Genomic DNA, 19005 nt, shown 5'->3' with positions numbered 1-19005 from the left:
CCATGCCACACACCTGGGACGACGAGGCGGCCGCCCTGCTGGCCCCGCAGCTGCGCGGGATGGTGCGCGTCCTGGGCGGTCCGGGCACCGGGAAGAGCAGCTTACTGGTCGACGCCGCGGTCGCCCGGATCCGGTCGGGCGCCGACCCGGAATCGGTTCTGCTGCTTACGGGTTCGGGTCGCATCGGGACCGGGGCGCGCAGCGCCCTGACCACGGAGCTGCTCGGGGCGCGCGGCGCGGGTGCGGTGCGGGCCGCGGTGCGTGAGCCGCTGGTGCGCACGGTGCACAGCTACGCGTACGCGGTCCTGAGGCGGGCCGCGCAACGCGGCGGGGACGCGCCGCCGCGGCTGGTCACCAGCGCCGAGCAGGACGCCATCATCCGGGAGTTGCTGGCCGGCGACCTCGAGGACGGTCCCCGCGCGGCCGCCGCCTGGCCGGCCCACCTGCGCCCCGCCCTGGCCACCGCCGGGTTCGCCACCGAACTGCGAAACCTGTTGGCCCGGTGCGCGGAACGCGGCGTGGACCCGCAGGAGCTCGAGCGGCTGGGCCGCCGCAGCCGACGCCCGGAATGGGTGGCCGCCGGTCAGTTCGCGCGCCAGTACGAGCAGGTGATGCTGCTGCGGGCGGCAGTGGGAACCGCGGCGCCGCAGGCGACCACACCGGCGCTCGGGGCCGCCGAGCTGGTGGGCGCCGCCCTGGAGGCGTTCGCGGTCGACCCCGCCCTGCTGGCGGCCGAACGCGCCCGGGTGCGCATCCTGCTGGTCGACGACGCCCAGCAGCTCGATCCGCAGGCGGCGCGCCTGGTCCGCGCGCTCGCCGAGGGTCCCGACCTCGCGCTGATCGCCGGCGACCCCCACCAGGCGGTGTTCGGCTTCCGCGGCGGCGGGTCGGCCGGCCTGCTGGGCGACTATCCCCCGCAAGCGGGTGGTGCCCCCACGCCGCAGCTGACGCTGACGTCGTCGCACCGCTGCGCCCCGGCGGTGGCGCGTGCCGTCACGGGCATCGCCCGCCGGCTGCCGGGCAGCCCCGCAGGCAAAGGAATCGACGGCACCGGTCCCGAGGAGGGGTCGGTCACCGTGCGCCTGGCCGCGTCGGCGCACGCCGAGGCCGCGCTGATCGCCGACACGCTTCGGCGCGCACACCTGATCGACGGCGTCCCGTGGTCGCAGATGGCGGTCGTCGTCCGCTCGGTACCGCGGGCGGGCACCCAGCTGCCCCGCGCGCTGGCGGCCGCCGGGGTGCCGGTCGCGGCCCCGGCGGCCAGCGCACCGCTGGCCGGCCAGCCGGCAGCCGCGGCGCTGCTCACCGTGCTGGCCGCGACAGCCGACGGGCTCGACGGCGAGCGGGCGCTGGCGTTGCTGACCGGCCCGATCGGTCGCGTCGACCCCGTCTCCCTGCGGCAGCTGCGACGGAAACTGCAGCGCGCCAACCCCGATCGGTCGCCGGCCGACTTCGCCACGCTGCTCGTCGAGTCGCTGTCCGCCGACACCGGCGCGCAGTCCCGGCCGCTGCAGCGGGTGCGCGCGGTGCTCGACGCGGCCGCGCGCTGTCATCGCGCCGGCCAAGATCCGCGCTACGTCCTCTGGGCGGCCTGGCACCGCGCCGGTCTGCAGCGCCGCTGGCTGTTGGCCGCCGAGCGCGGCGGCCCCGCTGGCGCCCAGGCCGCCCGCGACCTGGCGGCGGTGACCGCGCTGTTCGACGTCACCGACGACTACGTCTCCCGCACGTCCGGCGCGACGCTGCGGGGTCTGGTCGAGCACGTCGCTGCGCTGCAGCTGCCGGCCGCCGCCCGCGACGCCGGGTGCGCACCCGAGCGGGTGAGCATCCTCAGCGCGCATGCCGCGCTGGGGCACGAATGGGACCTCGTGGTCGTCGCCGGCCTGCAGGATGGCCTGTGGCCCAACACCGTTCCGCGCGGCGGCGTGCTGGGCACCCAGCGGTTGCTGGACATGATGGACGGTGTCGGCGGCGACGCGTCGGTGCGGGCGCCGCTGCTGAGCGAGGAACGCCGCCTGCTGGTGGCGGCGATGGGCCGGGCCCGTCGCCGGTTGGTGGTCACGGCCGTTGACAGCGAGTCCGACGGCACCGACCTGGGCACCGCGCTGCCCTCGGAGTTCTTCCACGAGATCGCGCGGCTGGCCGACGCCGATGCGCCCGTCGATCAGCCGGTTGCCACGCCGCGGGTGTTGTCCGCCGCCGCGCTCGTGGGGCGGTTGCGCGGCGTCGTGTGTGCGCCCGACGGGAGCGTCGACGAGGATGAGAGGCGCTGCGCCGCTGCGCAACTGGCCCGCCTGGCCGGGGCCGGCGTGCCCGGCGCCGACCCGGCGGGCTGGCACGGCATGGCGCCGGTCAGCACCGGCGAACCGCTGCGGGACGCCGACGACCCCGTCACGTTGACGCCCTCGAGTCTGCAGACGCTCAACGACTGCCCGCTGCGGTGGCTGGCCGAGCGGCACGGCGGGGCGAACGGTCGCGACCTGCGGTCCGCCCTCGGGTCGGTGGTGCACGCGCTGATCGCCGAATCGTCAAGCGGGGGAGCGGAACTCGTGGCCGAGCTGGAGCGCGCCTGGAAGCACCTGCCCTTCGACGCCGAGTGGCACTCCGCCAACGAGCTGGCCCGGCACCGCGCGATGATCGAGGCGTTCGTCGAGTGGCGACAGCACAGCCGCGGCGAGCTGACCGAGGTCGGCGTCGAGGTCGAGATCGACGGAACCCTGCCCGCGACGCGCGGCGCCGGTGTTCTAGGCGGCGAGATCCGGGTGCGCGGCCGCGTCGACCGCCTCGAACGCGACGCGGCCGGCCGGCTGGTGATCGTCGACATCAAGACGGGGCGGACGCCGGTCAGCAAGGACGACGCCCGTCGGCACGCCCAGCTGGCGATGTACCAGCTGGCGGTGGCCGAAGGCCTGGTCGGGGCCGGCGACGAGCCCGGTGGGGCCCGGCTGGTCTATCTGGGAAAGACCGGGGCATCCGGCGCCACGCAACGTCAGCAGGATCCCCTCACCGCCGAAGCCCGTGACGAATGGCGTGAGCTCGTCCGGCAGGCGGCCGACGCGACGGCCGGACCCGAGTTCACCGCGCGGCGCAACGACGGGTGCAGCCATTGCCCGCTGCGGCCCAGCTGCCCCGCCCACACGGAGGACGCACGATGAATCCCCGCTACACCCCGACCGAACTCGCTTGCGCCCTCGGGCTTTTCCCGCCCACCGATGAACAGGCTGCGGTCATCGCCGCGCCGCCGGGCCCGCTGGTCGTCATCGCCGGCGCCGGCGCCGGCAAGACCGAGACGATGGCCGCCCGGGTGGTGTGGCTGGTCGCCAACGGCTACGCCGAGCCGGGCCAGGTGCTGGGGTTGACGTTCACCCGCAAGGCCGCGGGCCAGCTGCTGCGCAGGGTGCGGTCCCGGTTGGCCCGGCTGGGCGGGATCGCGGGCCCTGCGGCCGCCGACGCGGCGGGCACCCCCGTCGTCAGCACCTATCACGCCTTCGCCGGTTCGCTGCTGCGCGAGCACGGCCTGCTCCTGCCCGTCGAGCCCGACACCCGCCTGCTCGGTGAAACCGAGTTGTGGCAGCTGGCTTTCGACGTGGTCACCCGCTACCGCGGAAGGCTGAGCACCGACAAGACGCCGGCCGCGGTCACCTCGATGGTGCTGCGGTTGTGGGGCCAGCTCTCCGAGCACCTGGTCGACACCGGGCTACTGCGCGACACCCACCTCGAGCTCGAGCGGCTGATCCACACCCTGCCGGCCGCCCCCTACCAGCGCGACCGCGGTCCGAACCAGTGGCTGCTGCGGCTGCTGGCCACCCAGACCGAGCGAGCGGAACTCGTGCCGCTGCTCGATGCCCTGCAGGAGCGGATGCGGGCCGAGAGGGTGATGGACTTCGGGGTGCAGATGGCGTCGGCGGCGCGCCTGGCGGCGACCTTCCCGCAGGTCGGCGAGGACCTGCGCAACCGCTACCGCGTGGTGCTGCTCGACGAGTACCAGGACACCGGGCACGCCCAGCGCGTCGCGCTGTCGGCCCTGTTCGGCGGCGGGGTCGACGACGGGCTGGCGCTGACGGCCGTCGGCGACCCCATCCAGTCGATCTACGGCTGGCGCGGCGCATCGGCGACCAACCTGCCGCGCTTCACCACCGACTTCCCGCGGTCCGACGGCACCCCGGCGCCGACGCTGGAGCTGCGGACCAGCTGGCGCAACCCCCCGAACGCCCTGCGGGTGGCCAACGCCATCTCGGCGGAGGCCCGGCGCCGATCGGTGGCGGTGCACGAGTTGCGGCCCCGCCCGGATGCGCCTCCCGGGACGGTCCGGTGCGCCCTGCTCGCCGACGTCGTCGCCGAGCGCGAGTGGATCGCCGACCAGATCGCCGCGCGATATCACCCGGCCGGCGCCGAGGGCGCCGCCCCGCCGACCGCCGCCGTGCTGGTGCGCCGCAACGCCGACGCCGCGCCGATCGCCGCCGCCCTGACCGCGCGCGGGATCCCGGTCGAGGTGGTGGGTCTCGCGGGACTGCTGTCCGTCCCCGAGGTCGCGGACGTCGTCGCGATGCTGCGCCTGGTCGCCGACCCGACGGCGGGCGCGGCGGCCATGCGGGTGCTGACCGGCCCGCGGTGGCGCCTGGGCGGCCGGGACGTCGCCGCGCTGTGGCGGCGCGCACAGGCCCTCGGCGGGGAGCCGGCGGACGACGCGGCGTCGGCCGAGTCGATTGCCAGGGCCGCCGGCCCGGACGCCGACCGGGCCTGCCTGGCGGACGCCATCAGCGACCCGGGCCCCGCGGGGCCGTACTCGCCGGCGGGGTATGCGCGGATCACTGCGCTCGCCGCCGAGCTGAGCGCCCTGCGGGGCCACCTCGGCCACTCGCTGCCCGACCTCGTGGCCGAGGTGCGGCGCGTGCTGGGAATGGACTGTGAGGCCCGCGCCTCGGCCGGGGCGGCCGCCGGGTGGACCGGGGCGGAACACCTCGATGCGTTGGCCGACGTCGTCGCCGGATACGCCGAGCGTGCCGGCGCCGGCGGCCGGGGGCCCGAGGGGACGGCCTCGGTCGCCGGCCTGCTCGCTTACCTGGACGCCGCCGAGGCGGTCGAGAACGGCCTACCGCCCGCGGCGACGGCCGTGGCGCGCGACCGCGTGCAGGTGCTCACCGTGCACTCGGCCAAGGGGCTGGAGTGGCAGGTGGTCGCGGTGGCGCACCTGTCGGGTGGGGTGTTCCCGTCGACCGCGTCGCGAAGCAGCTGGCTCACCGACGCCGCCGAGCTGCCGCCCCTGCTGCGCGGCGACCGGTCCTCGGCCGGGTCGCTGGGCATTCCCGTGCTCGACAGCTCGGACGTCACCGACCGCAAGCAGTTGTCGGACCGGATCGCCGAGCACCGCCGCCGCCTGGACCAGCGGCGCGTCGACGAGGAGCGCCGGTTGTTGTATGTCGCGATCACGCGGGCGGAGGACACGCTGCTGGTCTCCGGCCATCGGTGGGGCGCCACCGGCATCAAGCCGCGGGGCCCGTCGGAGTTCCTCTGCGAACTCAAGGATGTGATCGAGTGGGCGGCGGCGGGCGAACCCTGCGGGGTGGTCGAACACTGGGCACCCGCGCCAGCGGACGGCGAACAGAACCCGTTGCGCGACAACGTGATCGAGGCGGTGTGGCCTGCCGACCCCCTGGCCGGGCGCCGCGGTGACGTCGAACGGGGGGCGGACATGGTGGCCCGGGCGATGGCGGGCGACATGGCGGAGGCCGGCACCGACGCCGAGGGCTGGGCGGCGGACGTCGACGCATTGCTCGCGGAACGGGAACGCTCGGCCGCGGCACCCGCCCCCGGCCTGCCGAGCCAGGTGTCGGTGAGCGGCCTGGTCGACCTGGCGCGCGATCCCGTGGCCGCGGCGCAGCGGCTGCTGCATCGACTGCCGACGCGTCCGGAGCCACACGCGTTGCTGGGCAACGCCTTTCACGCGTGGGTGCAGAAGTTCTACGGCGTCGAGTGGTTGTTCGACCTCGGCGACCTGCCCGGCGCGGCGGACTCCGACGTCGGCGACGCGAAGGAGCTGGCGGCCCTGCAGGCCTCGTTCGCTCAATCCGACTGGGCGGCAAGAACTCCCGTAGCCATCGAGGTGCCGTTCGAGATGCCGATCGGCGACACGGTGGTGCGTGGCCGCATCGACGCGGTCTTCGCCGACGCGGACGGCGGCGCCACGGTCGTCGACTGGAAGACCGGCGAACCGCCGCGCGGAGCGGAGGCCATGCGTCAGGCCGCGGTGCAGCTGGCCGTCTATCGCATGGCGTGGGCCGCCTTGTCCGGACTGCCGGAAACGTCGGTACGCACGGCCTTCTACTACGTGCGCACGGGCGCCACCGTCGCCCCCGACGACCTGCCGGGGCCGGAAGAGCTGGCCGGGCTGCTCGCCGTCGACGCACGGGGGGCCCGGTGAGCGTGGTTTCATTGAGTCGTGCGTGTCACCTGCGCTGCGGTTCAGCCGACGACGGGCCAACGTGGGCAACGGTAGGTCGCGCAAGCTCACCGGCCTGGACGAAACGCTGTCCGCCCAGCCCGGTCACCAACTGGTCGGCGTCGTGCGCATCCCCGAGGAGCACGCGAGCCCGTTCCGGGTCATCGCCCGCCGGGTGGCGATCGCGTTGCTGGTGCTGTTCGCCGCCGCCGTCATCGTCTACCTCGACCGCAACGGCTACCGCGACCTCCGGGGCCAGCGGCTGACCTTTCTGGATTGCGTGTATTTCTCGGCGGTGTCGCTGTCGACCACCGGCTACGGCGACATCACCCCGTTCACCGAGACCGCGCGCCTCACGCACACCGTGATCTTCACCCCGTTGCGGATCGCGTTCCTGGCCGTGCTGGTCGGTACGACGCTCGAGGTGCTCTCGGAGCGCTCCCGGCAGGCGTGGAAGATTCAGCGTTGGAGGACCAGAGTGCGCAACCACACCATCGTCATCGGCTACGGCACCAAGGGGAAGACGGCGGTCGCCGCGATCCTCGGCGACGAGGCCGCCCAGGGCGAGGTGGTCGTCGTCGACACCGACCGGACCGTCCTGGAGAACGCGGCCGCCGCCGGGCTGGTCACGGTGCACGGCGACGCCACGAAATTCGACGTGCTGCGCCTCGCCGGCGCCCAGCACGCCGCCTCGATCGTCGTCGCCACCAACCGCGACGACACCGCGGTGCTCGTCACCCTGACCGCGCGGGAACTCGCGCCGAAAGCCAAGATCGTCGCGTCGATCCGCGAAGCGGAGAATCAGCACCTGTTGCAGCAGTCGGGCGCGGATTCGGTGGTGGTGTCCTCGGAGACGGCGGGCCGGCTGCTCGGGCTGGCCACCAGCACGCCCAGCGTCGTGGAGATGATCGAGGACCTGCTGACGCCGGACGCCGGGCTGGCGATCGCCGAACGAGAGGTCGAGCAGACCGAGGTCGGGGGATCGCCCCGCCATCTGCGCGACATCGTGCTGGGGGTCGTGCGCGACGGTCACCTGTTGCGCATCGGCGCGCCGGAGGTGGACGCCATCGAGGCGACCGACCGGCTGCTCTACATCAAGACCGCGGGGCACTGATGGCGATCGCAAGCGCGGCGAAGCCGGGCGAGGCGGGTCGCCATCAGGCAGGGGCGATCGCAAGCGCGGCGAAGCCGGGCGCAGCGGGTCGCCGCGAGGGGCACTGATGGCGATCGCGGACTTTCGTCTCCGCGAGGTTCCGTTGCTCTCGCGCGTCGGCGCCGACCGGGCCGACCAGTTGCGCACCGATGTCGAGGCCGCCGCGGCCGGGTGGGCGGAAGCGGTTCTGCTGCGGGTGGATTCGCGCAATCAGGTGTTGGTCGCCAACGGCCGGGTGGTGCTCGGCGCGGCGGCCGACGCCGCGGACGCGCCGCCGCCGGACGCGGTGTTTTTGGGCCGCCTCGAGGACGGCCGCCACGTGTGGGCGATGCGGGGACCGTTGCAGGCGCCCGACGACCTCGGCGTGCAGGCCGAGGTGCTGAACCTGCGCAGCCTCGGCCCGATCTTCGACGACACCAGCAGCCAACTGGTCTCGTCGGCCATCGCGCTGCTCAATTGGCATGACCGCGCACGCTTCAGCCCGGTGGACGGCTCGCCGACCCGGCCGGCGCGGACGGGCTGGGCGCGCGTCAACCCGGTCACCGGCCACGAGGAGTTCCCGCGGATCGATCCGGCGGTGATCTGCCTGGTGCACGACGGCGGTGACCGCGTGGTGCTGGCCCGTCAGGCGGTGTGGCCCGAGCGGATGTTCTCCCTGCTGGCCGGATTCGTCGAGGCGGGGGAGTCGTTCGAGGCCTGCGTCGCGCGGGAGATCCGCGAGGAGATCGGGCTGACGGTGCACGACGTGCGCTACCTGGGCAGCCAGCCCTGGCCGTTCCCCCGCTCCCTGATGGTCGGCTTCCACGCCGTGGGCGATCCCGCCGAGGACTTCGCGTTCAACGACGGCGAGATCGCCGAGGCCAGGTGGTTCACCCGCGACGAGGTGCGCACCGCTTTGCAGGCCGGCGACTGGAGCAGCTCCTCGACGTCGAATCTGCTTCTGCCCGGGTCGATTTCGATCGCGCGTGTGATCATCGAGTCCTGGGCGGAGCTCGACTGAGCCGCTACCTGATGCGGGCGGGGTCCGTCAACCCGCGGTTTCTGCCAGCTTCGCCTTGACCTGGGCCAGGCTGGGGTTGGTGAGGGCGGACCCGTCGGCGAACTTGACCGTCGGCACCGTCCGGTTGCCGCCGTTGACGGAGCCGACGAACTCGGCCGCGGCCGGGTCCTGCTCGATATCGACCGTGTCGTACGGGATGCCGTTGGACTTCAGCGCCGTCATCAGCCGGTGGCAGTAACCACACCAGGACGTCGTGTACACCGTGAGTGCAGCGTTGGTCATGACTCGTTAACGTAGCCCGGTGACAATAGATTCCGAGTGGGCGGCCCCGGCAAAACCCGGCGACGCGCACGCGGCGCGGCGACGATGTGTCGGCCGTCCCTGCCAAGATGGCAGCCATGCCGATGGTCGTTGAACCCCTGACTGCCGGTCTCGACGACGAGCAGCGCGAGGCCGTCCTTGCCCCGCGCGGTCCGGTCTGCGTGCTCGCCGGCGCGGGCACCGGCAAGACGCGCACGATCACCCACCGCATCGCGCAGCTGGTCGCCGGCGGCCACGTCGCGGCCGGGCAGGTCCTGGCGGTCACGTTCACGCAGCGGGCCGCGGGGGAGATGCGCTCCCGGCTGCGCGCGCTCGACAACGATTCCGGGGTGGGCGCCGTCCAGGCCCTGACGTTCCACGCCGCCGCGCACCGCCAGCTCCGGTACTTCTGGCCCCGCGTCGTGGGCGACACCGGATGGCAGCTGCTGGACAGCAAGTTCGCCGTCGTCGCCCGCGCCGCCAACCGGTCGAGGATCAACGCCAGCACCGACGACGTGCGCGACCTGGCCGGCGAGATCGAATGGGCCAAGGCGTCGCTGATCAGCCCCGAGCAGTACCCGGACGCCGTCGCCGCCGCCGGCCGGGACATCCCGCTCGACGCCGCCCAGATCGCCGGCGTCTACGCCGCATACGAGGCGCTGAAGACCCGCGACGAATCCGTCACCCTGCTCGACTTCGACGACCTCCTGCTGCACACCGCGGCCGCGATCGAGAACGACCCGGCGGTGGCCGAGGAATTCCGCGACCGCTACCGCTGCTTCGTCGTCGACGAGTACCAGGACGTCACCCCGCTGCAGCAACGGGTCCTCGAGGCGTGGCTGGGCGGCCGGGACGACGTGACCGTCGTCGGCGACGCCAACCAGACCATCTACTCCTTCACCGGGGCCTCGCCGCGGTTCCTGCTGGACTTCTCACGCCGGTTTCCCGACGCCACCGTGGTCCGCCTCGAGCGCGACTACCGGTCCACCCCGCAGGTGGTGTCGCTGGCCAACCAGGTGATCGCGGCGGCCCGCGGGCGGGTCGCCGGCAGCAAGCTGCACCTGGTCGGCCAGCGCCGGCCGGGCCCGGCCCCGACGTTCCGCGAGTATCCCGACGAGACCGCCGAGGCCGCGGCCGTCGCCGCGTCCATCGCGCAGCTGATCGAGGCGGGCACCGCGGCGTCGGAGATCGCCGTGCTCTACCGGGTCAACGCCCAGTCGGAGATCTACGAGGAGGCGCTGACGGAGGCCGGCATCGCCTACCAGGTCCGCGGCGGCGAGGGCTTCTTCACCCGACAGGAGATCAAGCAGGCGCTGTTGGCGCTGCAGCGCGCGGCCGGCCGCGGCGACGGCCCGGACCTCAGCGGGCCCCTGCCCGAGGTGGTGCGCGCCGTCCTCGAGCCGCTGGGCCTGACCGCGGAACCGCCCACCGGCACCCGCGCCCGCGACCGCTGGGACGCGCTGAGCGCACTGGCCGAACTGGTGGACGCCGAAGTGGCGCAGCGTCCCGGGCTCGATTTGCCGGGCCTGCTCGCCGAGCTGCGGACGCGCGCCGACTCGCGGCACCCGCCGGTGGTGCAGGGTGTCACGCTGGCCTCGTTGCACGCCGCCAAGGGGCTGGAGTGGGACGCGGTGTTCCTCGTCGGCCTGGCCGACGGCACACTGCCTATCTCGCACGCGCTGTCCCACGGCCCCGAGAGCGAGGCCGTCGAGGAAGAGCGCCGCCTGCTGTACGTGGGGATCACCCGGGCGCGGGTCCACCTGTCGCTGAGCTGGGCGCTGGCCCGCAACCCGGGCGGCCGGCAGAGCCGCAAGCCGTCGCGGTTCCTCAACGGCATCGCGCCGCAGGCCCGGTCCGAGCCCGGTCCGGGCAAGTCGCGGCGCAATCGGGCCGCCGCGACCCGCTGCCGGATCTGCAACCGCGACCTGACGACGCCTGCCGCGGTCATGCTGCGCCGGTGTGAGACCTGCGCCGCCGACATCGACGAGGACCTGCTGCTGCGGCTCAAGGCGTGGCGGCTGGAGGTGGCCAAGGAGCAGAAGGTGCCCGCCTACGTCGTCTTCACCGACAACACGCTGATCGCGATCGCCGAACTGCTGCCCGACGACGAGAAGGCGCTCGTCGCGATCCCGGGCATCGGCGCGCGCAAGCTCGAACAGTACGGGCCCGACGTGCTGGAGCTGGTCCGCGGGCGCTGACGGGCGCGGGCCGCGGCGCCTGGCGTAAACGCGCAGGTCAGAAATTCGGTTGTGTCCATCACGGGCGGCCGTCTACCCTCGAACAGGCCGACAGTCGCAGCGAGAGGAGGGTGGCCAGCATGATCAACGACGCGTTCGTAACGGTCGCGGCCGGCTCCTTGCGCACCACCGTGCTGTCCGCGCGCACCTTCCATGCCGCCCACGCCGCCGTACCGGCGGCCGCTGCAAAGCATGCCGCCGCGACCGACGCGTCCGTGGATCGGGGGCACACCTAAGCCCCACACCACCCCAATGGCCACGGACCCGAAGTCACCAGGATCCGTGGCCATAGTCGTTCTCAGAGGAAAAACTCCCTGGTCCGGATCACCGCAGAAGGACACACTGACCAGGAAGTAGATGCACATGCCGGCACCGACCCTCCGAAGACAGCCCCTGCCGTGTCACGCCGGCGACCCCGACCTGTGGTTCGCCGACGCCCCCGCCGACCTCGAGCGGGCCAAGGCGCTCTGCGCGGACTGCCCGATCCGGCGGCAATGCCTGGCGGCTGCCGTACAGCGCGCCGAACCGTGGGGTGTGTGGGGTGGCGAGATCTTCGACCGCGGCTCCGTCATCAGCTACAAACGCCCGCGCGGGCGGCCCCGCAAGGACGCGGTGGCCGCCTGACGACCCGCGCTAGACGGCGGCGGTATCCGGCCCGGCGAACCCGGGGATCAGCTCTTCCGAGAGCTGCTTGATCGGCACGTGCGCGTCCAACTGGCACAGGATCGCGGCCACCGACGAGATGACGCGCATCGGGATGGCCAGCTTGGGCGGCAGGTCCATCTGCCGGGCCGTCTTGATCTGCGACACCGACCGGTCGATCTGCACAGCGGTCATCTTCTGCAGCCACTTACGCGTGTAGTGGAAGACGTCGACCTCGATGGGCTCGACGTACTGGCGCAGCATCTCCTCGATGTCGTTGACCGACACCTGCTGGCCCTTCTGGATGAACCCGACCTTCTCCATGGTGGGCAGCAGGACCTCGTAGTCCTTGTCGCGGGCCGCCCGCATGATGACGCCGAGCTCGAGCGGAAAGCCGTCGGGCAGGGGCGCGACGGCGCCGAAGTCGATGACGCCCATCCGGCCGTCGGCCAGCAGCATGAAGTTTCCGGGGTGGGCGTCACCGTGCATCATGCCCACGCGGCGGGGCGCGTCGAAGGTGAGCTCGGTGAGCCGGGTGCCGATGAGGTCGCGCTGTTCGGGCGTGCCGTTGCGGATGATGTCGGCCATGTGCATGCCGTCGATCCACTCCTGGATCACCACCTTCGGCGCGCTCGCGACGATGTGCGGCACGGCGAAATGCGGGTGGCCCTGGTACCCCTTGGCGAACGCGCGCTGGTTGTCCGCCTCCAGGCGGTAGTCGAGTTCCATCTCGGTGCGCTCGATCAGCTCGTCGACCACGCCCTGCACGTCGGCGCCGGGGGAGAGCTGCTTGAGCACACCGACCATCCGCTGCATGGTCTTGAGGTCCGCGCGCAGCGCCTCGTCGGCGCCCGGGTACTGGATCTTGACGGCCACCTCGCGCCCGTCCGACCACACCGCCTTGTGCACCTGGCCGATGCTGGCCGAGGCGACCGGTGTGTCGTCGAACGACGTGAAGCGCTCCCGCCACTTGGTGCCCAGCTGGGCGTCGAGCACCCGGTGGACCTTATGCGCCGGCAGGGGCGGGGCGTCCTTCTGCAGCTTGGTCAAGGCCTCGCGGTAGGGCTCGCCGTACTCCTCGGGGATCGCGGCTTCCATCACCGACAGCGCCTGGCCGACCTTCATCGCGCCGCCCTTGAGCTCACCCAGGACGGTGAACAACTGGTTCGCGGCCTTCTCCAGCATCTCGGCCTGGACTTCGTCCTTCGACTTGCCGGTCAGCCGCTTGCCGATGCCGAGCGCCGCCCGGCCGGCCATGCCGACCGGGATGCTGGCCAGCTTCGCGTTTCGCGCAGCCCGGCCGCGTTTGATGTCTGCCACACGTCCATCATCCACGACGGTTAGGTAGTCGTGGTATTGATCTCCGCAACAGTCACGACGCGGCGAGTCGCGCATCGAAGGGTGGTAGGAGAGAACACCATGGCAGCAAAGCAATCCCAGCACGACGCCGCGGACTCGTTGTTCCGGGCGATCATCGAGACGCTCGACAAGAACCGTAAGGACGGCACCCTGACGGCCACGGTCCTCGAGGAACTGGCGCGTGCGTACGCCGCGGTCTCGACGAGCGTTCCGGACCAGGCTCGGCTGGGCTAGCCGCACGAACACAGCGGGTGGCGGGTCCACCGGCGCGCGACGATGGCGCCGGCGTTGAGGTCGAACTCCAGGGTGGCGTTCAGGGTCTGCGGCGGGCCGGCGTCCGTCAGCGCCTCCCGCCCGCGCACGGCGGCGATCACCCGGTTCACCTGGCTCAGCGCCAGCGCCGCGGTCGCCAGGATCGTCGCGCGGTCGGCCACGCCGACCGTCTCGCGCAATTGGGCCGAGATCGCCGGCCACGCCGCGTCGCGGTCGCGGCGATGCAAATCCGCGCATCCCAGGCAGCTAGTACCATCTAAAAAGGAACTACTTTATCGAGGGGTCGGGTGGCGGAACGGGCTGTGCTCTACGCGCGGATCAGCGTGGACAAAACCGGCGAGGAGATCGGCGTCAACCGCCAACTTCACGACATGCGCGAGTTGGCCCAGGCGCGCAGTTATGAGGTCGCCGACGAGATCGTAGAGAACGACGTCACCGCCAGTAAGGCATTGCGCAGGCCCGGATACGACAAGGTCTGGGAGCTGGTCGTCTCGGAGCGGGTCGATCACGTCATCGTCTGGCAATCCTCGCGCCTGATGCGGTCCCGCAAGGACCGCGCCGAGGTGATCACCACCTTCGGTAAGCACAACGTCGACGTGATCGCCGTTAAGGGGCCATCGCTGGAGCTGCGATCTGCCTACGGGCGGGGTTTGGCCGACATGATGACCGCGTTCGACTCCATGGAGGGCGAGGTAAAGGCCGAACGGGTGTCGGCGGCCATCGCGGACCTGGCGAGGCGCGGGAAAGCGTGGGGCTATTGCCCGTACGGCTGGGACCGGACAGGCCGGGGTATCCATGCAAATCAAGTTGTCAACGAGCGTGAAGCACGCATCGTGCGAGAGCTGGTAGACCGCGTGCTCGCGGGCGTGTCGCTGAACGAGCTTTACCGCGACATGAACGCCCGAGGTGAACCATCCCCCGGCTTTTCGCAGTGGATGAAGATGTCGCCGGAGGTGCGCAAGCAGCGGGAATCCAAGGGCCGCAAGATCCCGGCAGAAACGTGGGCCAAGAGCACAGTGAGGACGTTGCTTCTACGTGACGCCAACGCGGGCATCCGCCGTTATCGGAAGCGCGACGACGGCGGCACCGAGATGCCCGGCGATTGGCCGCCGATCGTGGACCGCGCCAAGCACGATCGTGTGGTGGCTCTGCTCGCGTCGCCGGAGCGGCGCAGTCACAGCGGCCCGCGACCCGGTGCTCGCAAGCATCTACTGACTGGCGGAATCGGCAAGTGCGGTGTGTGTGGTGGTCCGCTCCGGGTCGCCCGTCGCGGTGGCCGACGGGGCAACGGTACTCGCATCTATCTGTGTCTCGACGGCGGTGGCTGCACCGGACGCCTGCAGGAACCCGTCGACGACCTCGTTGCGAGGGTGGTCATTGGGCGCCTTGCCAAGCCCGACGCGCTGGACTGGCTGCTGGGAGATGATGACCGGGCCCGCCGACTATCGGAACGGTGTGATCAGCTGCAGCAGCGCCTTGACGAGGCCGCCGACTCCCAGGCCGACGGGAAGATCACCATTCGCCAGCTCGAGCGCATCACCGCCCGGCTGGCACCTGAATTGGAGGCCACCCGCCGCGAGCGTGACGCCGCGGTCCAATCCCTAGACATCGATGTGTTGCGAAAGCTCGCCGGACCGAAGGCCGCCGAGAACTGGGAGGCGATGCCGGTATCCGCCCGACGGGCCGTGCTGGAGACGCTCGGCATGGAGGTGGTCCTGATCCCCCGCGAGAAGCACGGGCCCGGCTTTGAACCGGAAACGGTTCGGGTGACCTGGAATGGACACCACTGACTCAACAAGCGCTCCTTAAGACGGATGCGCTCCGTGTGATCTAGACCGCAATTCCAATCCGTAGGTGCGTAACGGTCTAGCTCCTTCTACCATTGTCACGCGGTCCCCTGAAGTGCGCCGACCCGGACACTGAAGACGGGGGCGAACCGTGAGCAATGATGTATCCCCTGAGGTCGCCGGGTCGGGGCTGTGGACGGGGCAGTGTTCTTCAACTGCCCGGAGGTCCCAGCCATGTCCATACCGTCCCGTTCCTGGGAGTTTGAACGCGCCCGCGTGGCCGCTTTGGCTCGCTGTGTGAAGAACGGAGAGCGTTCCCCCGACGATCCCGACCTAATCGAGGCGCGCAGGAACCTTCGCGCGCTCAAGCTCAAAGAACACGTGCGCTTGGCGTTGGTCGCCACCCCGTCGCTGACCGACGAACAGATCGACGACCTAATCTCCCTGCTCAACGCCAAGCGGGGCCCCGGCGGGGGTGCGCATGTCTGAGGTCAGCCCGGCTATCGATGACTACGTCGAGAAGATCCTGGCCGAAGCGCCCCCGCTCAGCGACGAGCAGCGGATCAGGCTGTGCGAATTACTCCGGCCAGTCCGGCCGCGCGCCCTGGAGGCGGCATCGTGACCACGATCGCCTCGAACGCTGGGAAAAGCCACTCGGTTCGCAAACGTCGGAGGCACCCCGGTGGCGATGACACCACCCCGAACGGGCAAGGCGTTTCCGAGCTGACCGTCGGCGAGCGAGTCCGCATCGAACGCGACCAGACGCGGTACCCGACCAAGGGCACCTGGCCGCAATTTCGCGGCAAGACAGGGACGATCATCGAGGTCAATGCGGAAATTAAGCGCCCACACCTAACCGAGTACGCGGTGGCGTTTGGCTCTGTGTCTAGGCGACCCAACGGCTCGCTCGCGGGGGGCGACACCGCCTGGTTCCGGGTGTACGAAGTGCGCCCCCTAGCCGCCGTGACGGACGGTGAGGCACTTACCCCCCACCCCGAGGGCGATAGGCCTCAGCGTATTTCCGGGGCTTCTGGGAGGACGGAGAAAGACCGCCGCGCCAGCAGGAGGAGGGGAGACCATGCCTAGTCACTACCGATACCGGGAGGACTACCGCCAGGTGGCCACCGCCTACCGCGAGTGCGGGTTCGCAACCATACCGCTGTTCCCATGTAGCAAGACCCCGGCGCTGGCCAGCCCGCACCCCTGGCACAGCCGGGAAAAGGGGAAGTGCCGCGGAGCATGTGGATTGATGGGCCACGGGTTCTACGACGCCAGCTGCGACGTGGAGTGGGCCGACCGGCACTGGGCCGAACATCCCGACCACGGGATCGGCGCTAGGCCGCACCCAGGCCAGATTGTCCTCGATGTCGACCCCCGCCACGGTGGAGACGTCGCGCTGCTCGAGTTTGAGGCCGAGCATGGCCCGCTCCCCGAGACCTTGACGACGATCAGCGGCCGCGGCGACGGCGGTCGCCACCTGTGGTTCGACGGCTTCGAGGCGCCGGTACGGAGCACTTTGTGCCGCGGCGTTGACATTCTCTGCCACGACCGGAACTTCGTGGTCATGCCGCCCAGCCTGCACGGGCTCACCGAGAGGCCCTACACGTTCGAGCAGCCGCTGGCCGACATCGCCGTCGCCCCCCGGTGGCTGTGCGAGCTGGCTGCCAGGCCGGAACGGGCACCAAGACATCGCCCCGGGCGTCACGGCAGGCGGTTGTCCCCCAGCGCAGCCCGGCGGAAGTGCCGGGGCCTGGTACGCACTGTGGCTAACGCCTCGGAGGGCCAACGCCACTCAGTCTTGTACTGGGCGGCCTGCCGTGCCGCCGACGAGGGCCTCATCGACGAAGATGACCCCATCTATGCCGCGCTGGCCGACGCCGCCGCCGATGCCGGGCTGCGCTCCGACGAAGTCGAGCGCACGATCTGCGACGCGATCGCCGCGGTCCTCGTCCAGGAGGGACCATGGCGGTAACCGGGCCCTGCCGCGAGACGCAGTTCGAGACGATGTCCAACCGGAGCGGATCGGACGGTGACGGCAGCTTCAAGGAAGACGTCGATTACCAGCTCGGCGTACTGCGCGCCAAACACGAGGCAAAGCTGCTTTTCGACCAGGAGGTCCACCCACCGTCCCCCCTTCCCGCGTTTCGCAGCTTGGCCGAACTGCTCGCAGAGCCCGATGCCGATGCCGAGTACCGCATCGATCGGCTGGCACCGGCCCAGGGACGCGTATTGCTGGCGGCCCAATACAAGGCGGGCAAGAGCACCCTGGTCGGCAACCTGCTGCGGTCCCTAGCCGACGGCGACCCGTTCCTGGGCCGGTTCCCGGTGACCACCCAGACGCGGCGCGCCGTGCTCATCGATGACGAGCTGGCGGAGAACACCTTGCGCCGCTGGTTCCGGGATCAGCGCATCACCAACGCCGACCGCGTCGACGTGGTGACCATGCGCGGGCACCTCGGCGCCTTCAACATTTTCAACGAGGACGTGCGGGCGGAGTGGGCCGAGCGCCTCCGCGGGGCCGACTACCTGATCCTCGACTGCCTGCGCCCGGTGCTGGACGCACTGGGCCTCGACGAGAACCACGATGCCGGCCGGTTCCTTGTGGCCTTCGACGCCCTGCTGGCCGATTCCGGCATCGGCGAAGCAGTCGTCGTCCACCACATGGGCCACTCGGGCGAACGAGCCCGGGGCGATTCCCGGCTGCAGGACTGGCCCGATGCCATTTGGCGGCTGGTCCGCGAGAAGGACGCACCCGACTCGCCCGTGTACTTCACCGCCTACGGGCGTGACGTCGACGTGCCCGAGGGTCGCTTGGACTTCGACGCCGACACCCGGCGGTTGACCTACACGGACGGTACCCGGCAGGCACGTGCGCGCCGAGCCAACGAGGACGAGGTGCTCAACGAGGTCATCGAGATCCTGGTCGAGCACCTAGCTAGCGGCGAGGGCACCGAGCTGACCCGGAACGCCATCCTCAAGGAGGCCAAGAGATTTGGCCGCAACGCCCGCACCATCGACCCGGCGCTGAGGCAAGGTGTTCTTCAGTGCACCCTGACCCGCACCCCGGGACCGCGAAAGTCCCACCTCTACGCCCTGGCGAACCCGTGCTCGGTGTGCTCACGACCGATTACGGGCCTTGCCCGGGGGAGTCATCCCGACTGCGCGCAGGATCGGCGAGGGAGTGCGGAGTCGGACTGACCACTGCAATCGGTCAAACGCCCATTTACCAGGGCAAATACGCGCGGGCGGAGCACTGAGTGCATCCACCGAGTGCGCGCACCCGGATCATCGCTCCTACCCGGCCAGGACTGAGTGCAACGATTGCGCCCCTTAGGGGCGCAGTCACTCAGTCAGCAGTGGTAGTGAACCTACTCGGGACAACCCTGCCTCGCTTTCGATCGATTCCCCGCCTGGTGATATCGGTGACGCTGGCCCCCGGGCCCGCGGCCGGCCGGGATCGCAACCACCGCCCGCCATGTCACTTGCTCACATCAGTGTGACCAGGGGATTGGCCCGCGCTACCGAAAACCTCGCGCTGCCGCAATGCTCATGAGGCTGGACCCTATGGCCGAGACCAGCGCTGTGGCCCACTTGCCCAGCCGCGTGGACGGCGTGCTCGCCTGCAATAGCAGGGCATATCGCAATGTGAAAAGCCAGCCGCGTGCGGCGACCCGTTCCAGCTCGCCTTTGCTGGCTTTGCGGTTGGTCATGGCCACATCCTGCGACGGGGGCAACCTCGATGTCGCGCAGCATCCGGGTTGCTCCTAGCGGTATATCGGGTAGCCGCTGGCGGGACGTAGACTTAGTTATAGAGCTAT

The 19005-nt window shown here is 71.1% G+C and carries 17 protein-coding genes and 1 pseudogene; 14 read left to right on the top strand and 4 right to left on the bottom strand.

What is annotated here, in order from left to right:
* Positions 1 to 2 precede the first annotated feature (2 nt).
* The 4 genes from GPY60_RS00645 (at position 3) to nudC (ending at position 8589) form a co-directional block, all read left to right on the top strand.
* Positions 3 to 3152, top strand: a complete 3150-nt coding sequence (locus GPY60_RS00645; RefSeq protein WP_156685631.1) for an ATP-dependent DNA helicase — start codon at positions 3 to 5, stop codon at positions 3150 to 3152.
* Entirely contained in the window at positions 3149 to 6418 is a 3270-nt protein-coding gene (locus GPY60_RS00640) for an ATP-dependent helicase (RefSeq protein ID WP_156685630.1), read from the top strand. Before GPY60_RS00645 ends, GPY60_RS00640 begins: the two co-directional genes overlap by 4 nt.
* A 61-nt stretch (positions 6419 to 6479) precedes the next feature.
* Positions 6480 to 7550 carry a potassium channel family protein gene (locus GPY60_RS00635; protein ID WP_156685758.1) on the top strand — a complete coding sequence of 357 codons (1071 nt, stop codon included), beginning with the start codon at positions 6480 to 6482 and terminating at the stop codon, positions 7548 to 7550.
* Between the two features lie 106 nt (positions 7551 to 7656).
* The gene (gene nudC / locus GPY60_RS00625; RefSeq protein WP_156685629.1) at positions 7657 to 8589 is read left to right on the top strand and encodes an NAD(+) diphosphatase; all 933 of its coding nucleotides are present in this window, start codon (positions 7657 to 7659) and stop codon (positions 8587 to 8589) included.
* A 27-nt stretch (positions 8590 to 8616) separates the two neighbouring features.
* Here the strand turns inward: nudC and mrx1 are convergent, their stop codons facing one another.
* Positions 8617 to 8871 (bottom strand): mycoredoxin Mrx1, encoded by a 255-nt coding sequence (mrx1, locus tag GPY60_RS00620; protein ID WP_156685628.1) that lies wholly within the window; start codon positions 8869 to 8871, stop codon positions 8617 to 8619.
* A 116-nt stretch (positions 8872 to 8987) separates the two neighbouring features.
* Here mrx1 and GPY60_RS00615 point away from each other — a divergent pair, with 116 nt between their 5' ends.
* The 3 genes from GPY60_RS00615 to GPY60_RS00610 all read left to right on the top strand — a co-directional run bounded on the left by GPY60_RS00615 (position 8988) and on the right by GPY60_RS00610 (position 11750).
* Complete coding sequence (locus GPY60_RS00615) at positions 8988 to 11087, top strand: ATP-dependent DNA helicase UvrD2 (protein ID WP_197283485.1); 2100 nt, start codon at positions 8988 to 8990, stop codon at positions 11085 to 11087.
* A gap of 119 nt (positions 11088 to 11206) precedes the next feature.
* Entirely contained in the window at positions 11207 to 11362 is a 156-nt protein-coding gene (locus tag GPY60_RS26505) for a hypothetical protein (protein WP_197283500.1), read from the top strand.
* Positions 11363 to 11489: 127 nt separating this feature from the next.
* Positions 11490 to 11750 (top strand): WhiB family transcriptional regulator, encoded by a 261-nt coding sequence (locus tag GPY60_RS00610; protein ID WP_156685626.1) that lies wholly within the window; start codon positions 11490 to 11492, stop codon positions 11748 to 11750.
* Between the two features lie 9 nt (positions 11751 to 11759).
* On the opposite strand, the gene GPY60_RS00605 is transcribed toward GPY60_RS00610, so the two are convergent.
* Entirely contained in the window at positions 11760 to 13103 is a 1344-nt protein-coding gene (locus tag GPY60_RS00605; RefSeq protein WP_156685625.1) for a macrolide-binding ATPase MABP-1, read from the bottom strand.
* An 84-nt stretch (positions 13104 to 13187) separates the two neighbouring features.
* Here GPY60_RS00605 and GPY60_RS26500 point away from each other — a divergent pair, with 84 nt between their 5' ends.
* Positions 13188 to 13361 carry a hypothetical protein gene (locus GPY60_RS26500; RefSeq protein ID WP_197283484.1) on the top strand — a complete coding sequence of 58 codons (174 nt, stop codon included), beginning with the start codon at positions 13188 to 13190 and terminating at the stop codon, positions 13359 to 13361.
* On the opposite strand, the pseudogene GPY60_RS00600 reads toward GPY60_RS26500, so the two are convergent.
* Positions 13358 to 13651 (bottom strand): annotated as a pseudogene (locus GPY60_RS00600) (cyclodehydratase); the annotation flags it as partial. The gene GPY60_RS26500 and the pseudogene GPY60_RS00600 overlap by 4 nt on opposite strands.
* Before the next feature lie 51 nt (positions 13652 to 13702).
* Here GPY60_RS00600 and GPY60_RS00595 point away from each other — a divergent pair.
* The 6 genes from GPY60_RS00595 (at position 13703) to GPY60_RS00575 (ending at position 18385) form a co-directional block, all read left to right on the top strand.
* On the top strand, positions 13703 to 15190 hold the full coding sequence (locus tag GPY60_RS00595) for a recombinase family protein (protein WP_231639203.1): 1488 nt from the start codon (positions 13703 to 13705) through the stop codon (positions 15188 to 15190).
* Positions 15191 to 15484: 294 nt separating this feature from the next.
* Positions 15485 to 15676: a hypothetical protein gene (locus GPY60_RS00590; protein WP_231639201.1), complete on the top strand. Its 192-nt coding sequence runs from the start codon at positions 15485 to 15487 to the stop codon at positions 15674 to 15676.
* On the top strand, positions 15669 to 15809 hold the full coding sequence (locus GPY60_RS26495) for a hypothetical protein (RefSeq protein ID WP_197283499.1): 141 nt from the start codon (positions 15669 to 15671) through the stop codon (positions 15807 to 15809). Before GPY60_RS00590 ends, GPY60_RS26495 begins: the two co-directional genes overlap by 8 nt.
* Positions 15806 to 16273, top strand: a complete 468-nt coding sequence (locus tag GPY60_RS26490) for a hypothetical protein (protein WP_197283483.1) — start codon at positions 15806 to 15808, stop codon at positions 16271 to 16273. Before GPY60_RS26495 ends, GPY60_RS26490 begins: the two co-directional genes overlap by 4 nt.
* Positions 16266 to 17159, top strand: a complete 894-nt coding sequence (locus tag GPY60_RS00580) for a bifunctional DNA primase/polymerase (RefSeq protein WP_156685623.1) — start codon at positions 16266 to 16268, stop codon at positions 17157 to 17159. Before GPY60_RS26490 ends, GPY60_RS00580 begins: the two co-directional genes overlap by 8 nt.
* Positions 17150 to 18385, top strand: a complete 1236-nt coding sequence (locus tag GPY60_RS00575; RefSeq protein ID WP_156685622.1) for an ATP-binding protein — start codon at positions 17150 to 17152, stop codon at positions 18383 to 18385. The genes GPY60_RS00580 and GPY60_RS00575 overlap by 10 nt, the downstream gene beginning before the upstream one ends.
* A 320-nt stretch (positions 18386 to 18705) precedes the next feature.
* On the opposite strand, the gene GPY60_RS00570 is transcribed toward GPY60_RS00575, so the two are convergent.
* Positions 18706 to 18897: a hypothetical protein gene (locus tag GPY60_RS00570; protein WP_156685621.1), complete on the bottom strand. Its 192-nt coding sequence runs from the start codon at positions 18895 to 18897 to the stop codon at positions 18706 to 18708.
* Positions 18898 to 19005: the final 108 nt, after the last annotated feature.

It is taken from the genome of Mycobacterium sp. Marseille-P9652 (assembly GCF_902652685.1).
Classification (GTDB): domain Bacteria; phylum Actinomycetota; class Actinomycetes; order Mycobacteriales; family Mycobacteriaceae; genus Mycobacterium.
The sequence above is the reverse complement of the archived record's forward strand: the minus strand, read 5'-3'. Positions and strand labels throughout refer to the sequence as shown.

What these genes read in the sequence shown, in the direction of transcription:
- GPY60_RS00645 (WP_156685631.1), top strand. Translation starts at nt 3, where the DNA reads ATGCCACACACCTGGGACGACGAGGCGGCCGCCCTGCTGGCCCCGCAG.
- GPY60_RS00640 (WP_156685630.1), top strand. Translation starts at nt 3,149, where the DNA reads ATGAATCCCCGCTACACCCCGACCGAACTCGCTTGCGCCCTCGGGCTT.
- nudC (WP_156685629.1), top strand. Translation starts at nt 7,657, where the DNA reads ATGGCGATCGCGGACTTTCGTCTCCGCGAGGTTCCGTTGCTCTCGCGC.
- mrx1 (WP_156685628.1), bottom strand. Translation starts at nt 8,871, where the DNA reads ATGACCAACGCTGCACTCACGGTGTACACGACGTCCTGGTGTGGTTAC.
- GPY60_RS00615 (WP_197283485.1), top strand. Translation starts at nt 8,988, where the DNA reads ATGCCGATGGTCGTTGAACCCCTGACTGCCGGTCTCGACGACGAGCAG.
- GPY60_RS26505 (WP_197283500.1), top strand. Translation starts at nt 11,207, where the DNA reads ATGATCAACGACGCGTTCGTAACGGTCGCGGCCGGCTCCTTGCGCACC.
- GPY60_RS00610 (WP_156685626.1), top strand. Translation starts at nt 11,490, where the DNA reads ATGCCGGCACCGACCCTCCGAAGACAGCCCCTGCCGTGTCACGCCGGC.
- GPY60_RS26500 (WP_197283484.1), top strand. Translation starts at nt 13,188, where the DNA reads ATGGCAGCAAAGCAATCCCAGCACGACGCCGCGGACTCGTTGTTCCGG.
- GPY60_RS26495 (WP_197283499.1), top strand. Translation starts at nt 15,669, where the DNA reads ATGTCTGAGGTCAGCCCGGCTATCGATGACTACGTCGAGAAGATCCTG.
- GPY60_RS00580 (WP_156685623.1), top strand. Translation starts at nt 16,266, where the DNA reads ATGCCTAGTCACTACCGATACCGGGAGGACTACCGCCAGGTGGCCACC.
- GPY60_RS00575 (WP_156685622.1), top strand. Translation starts at nt 17,150, where the DNA reads ATGGCGGTAACCGGGCCCTGCCGCGAGACGCAGTTCGAGACGATGTCC.
- GPY60_RS00570 (WP_156685621.1), bottom strand. Translation starts at nt 18,897, where the DNA reads ATGACCAACCGCAAAGCCAGCAAAGGCGAGCTGGAACGGGTCGCCGCA.